3 protein-coding genes are annotated in these 2,504 nt (G+C 72.6%); all 3 read left to right on the forward strand.

Annotation, left to right across the window (positions count from 1 at the left end; translation table 11 throughout):
• The first annotated feature begins 150 nt into the window (after positions 1–150).
• Positions 151–675 carry a copper chaperone PCu(A)C gene (locus FV222_RS23030; RefSeq protein WP_147754718.1) on the forward strand — a complete coding sequence of 175 codons (525 nt, stop codon included), beginning with the start codon at positions 151–153 and terminating at the stop codon, positions 673–675.
• A complete protein-coding gene (locus tag FV222_RS23035; RefSeq protein WP_147754717.1) occupies positions 665–1,282 on the forward strand; it encodes an SCO family protein in 618 nt (205 codons plus the stop codon). Before FV222_RS23030 ends, FV222_RS23035 begins: the two co-directional genes overlap by 11 nt.
• 38 nt (positions 1,283–1,320) lie before the next feature.
• A partial coding sequence (locus FV222_RS23040; protein ID WP_147815728.1) for a PepSY domain-containing protein occupies positions 1,321–2,504 on the forward strand: 1,184 nt, incomplete at its 3' end.

The following is a 2,504-nucleotide window of genomic DNA, read 5'->3' on the forward strand; positions in this document are numbered from 1 at the left end:
GCTTCGGCTCCGCCCCGACCGATGCGGCGTGCGAGCCCGACGCGTCGCCGTCGCGCTCCGCCCGAACCGGTCCGCCCGGACGCCGCCCCCTTCGAATCCGTTCGGCCGTGCACGGCCGCCATCGACCCATCCCCTTCCCGGAGATATCCCATGTCCACCCTGTCCCGCTTTCTCGCGACCGGTTCCCTCGTCGCCCTCGCGCTGCTCGCGGTCCCCGCCGGCGCCCACGAGTACAAGGCCGGCGCGCTCGCGATCGCCCACCCCTGGACGCGGGCGACGCCGAACGGCGCCAAGGTCGGCGGCGGCTACCTCAGCGTCACCAACACCGGCACCACGCCGGACACGCTGCTCGGCGCCTCGGTGACCGGGGCCGACCACGTCGAGATCCATTCGATGACGATGGACGGCACGGTGATGAAGATGGCCCCGGTCGCGGGCGGCCTGGTCATCGCGCCGGGCGCCACGGTGACGCTCGCGCCGGGCGGCTACCACATGATGTTCGTGGACCTGCAGGCCCCCCTGAAGAAGGGCGAGCGCGTCAAGGGCACGCTGCAGTTCGAGAAGGCGGGGACCGTCCCGGTCGAGTTCGCGGTGGAGGCGATCGGCGCGAAGGCTCCCGAGGGCGGCCACGGGGAGGGCGGCCACGGGGCGGCCGGCCACGACCATGGCCACTGATCCGCCTCCCGTCACGCCGGCCCAGCGCCGGGCGGGCTACGGCATCCTGGCGGTGGTGCTCGTCGGCATCCTCGGCATCGCCGGGGGCGTGGTGGCGAGCCTGCCGCGCGGCCCCGCCAAGCCGGCGATGTCCGTGGTCGGCGGCCCGTTCCGGCTGCAATCGTCCAAGGGCGGGATCCTCGATTCGGCGACGCTCGCCGGCAAGCCCTTCCTGGTGTTCTTCGGGTTCACCCGCTGCCCGAACGTCTGCCCGACGACGCTGGCCGACCTGACCAACCTGATCGACGACCTGCACAAGGCCGGCGGCGACATCGGCGCCTACTACATCACCCTCGATCCCGAGCGCGACGACGTCGCGGTGCTGCGCGACTACATGGGCTCGTTCAGCGATTCGATCACGGGGCTGACCGGAACCCGCGCGGAGATCGACCGGGTGGCGCGGTCCTACCGCGTGTTCTCCAAGAAGGTCCCGCTGCCGGGGGGCGACTACACCCTCGAGCACACGCTGATGGTCTACCTGATGGACCGCGACGGCGCCTTCGTCGGCCCGCTCGACCTCGCGGCCGGGCACGGGCTCGCCCTCCGGCAGATCCAGGCCATCCTGTGAGCGGCCGGGCGAAGCAGGTCGGCGGACCGCGACCGAACATGCGCGACGCCGTCTACAGGGCGGTCTGGCGCTGGCATTTCTACGCCGGCCTGCTCTGCCTGCCGTTCCTGATCCTGCTCTCGGCCACGGGGGCGATCTACCTGTTCAAGGACGAGATCAACGCGACCCTGTTCGCGGCCCGGACCGTCGTCGCGGCCGAGGCCACGGCGCCCCTGAGTCCGGACCGGCTGATCTTCAACGCCCTGGAGACCGCTCCCGACGCCGAGGCCGCGACCTTCACGGAGCCGGCCGACGCGACCGCATCCGCGGTGGTGACGCTCGTCGAGGACGGACGCCGCATCCTGGTCTTTCTGAATCCCTACACCGGCGACGTGCTCGACCGGGTCGCGGCCGACCGGGAACTCATGATGGTCGTGCGGCGGCTGCACAGCCTCGCCTATTTCGGGCCGGTCGCCAACGGCGTCGTCGAGGTGGTGGCGGGCTTCGCCATCATCCTCGTGGCGACCGGAGCCTATCTCTGGTGGCCGCGGGGCCGAGGCGGCGGGGTGGTCACGATCCGCGCAGGGCCGGCGCAAAGGGTCTGGTGGCGCGACCTTCACGCCGTCACCGGGCTGGTGGCCGGCGCCGGCCTCGTCTTCCTGGCCGCGACCGGCCTGCCGTGGTCGATCGTCTGGGGCGCCCAGCTCAGGACCTGGTCGAACGCGGCAGGCCTCGGCCAGCCGCGGGCGCTCTGGGCCGACAAGGCGGTCTCCGCCGTCCCGATGGGCGAGCGGGTGAGCGCCGCCGGATGGACGATGCAGGACGCGCCGGTTCCGCTCTCGCGGCCACAGGACCCCTTGGTGGCGATCGGGATCGACCGGGCGGTGGCGATCCTGCACGGGCTCGGCATGCCGGCGGGCTTCGAGGTCGCGCTGCCGGCCGGCGGCACGGACGTCTACGCCGCGGCCGCCTATCCGCGCGCCGTGAGCCGCCAGCGCCTGATCTCCCTCGACCAGTACACCGGAAGACCCCTCGTCGATGTGCGGTTCTCCGACATCGGCGGGGTGGGGCGGGCGATCCAGTACGGGATCGGCCTCCACAAGGGCGATCTCTGGGGCCGCGCCAACCAGCTCGCGATGCTGGCCTTCTGCCTCGCGACGATCCTGCTCTCGATCACCGCCGCGGCGATGTGGTGGAAGCGGCGTCCCGCGGGCCGGCTCGGCGTGCCGCCCTGGCCCCGCGA

Origin of the sequence: Methylobacterium sp. WL103 (assembly GCF_008039885.1) — a bacterium.
Taxonomy (GTDB): domain Bacteria; phylum Pseudomonadota; class Alphaproteobacteria; order Rhizobiales; family Beijerinckiaceae; genus Methylobacterium; species Methylobacterium cerastii.

Bases quoted from the DNA above. Each gene is read 5' to 3' on its own strand.
- FV222_RS23030 (WP_147754718.1), top strand. From the start codon at position 151: ATGTCCACCCTGTCCCGCTTTCTCGCGACCGGTTCCCTCGTCGCCCTC.
- FV222_RS23035 (WP_147754717.1), top strand. From the start codon at position 665: ATGGCCACTGATCCGCCTCCCGTCACGCCGGCCCAGCGCCGGGCGGGC.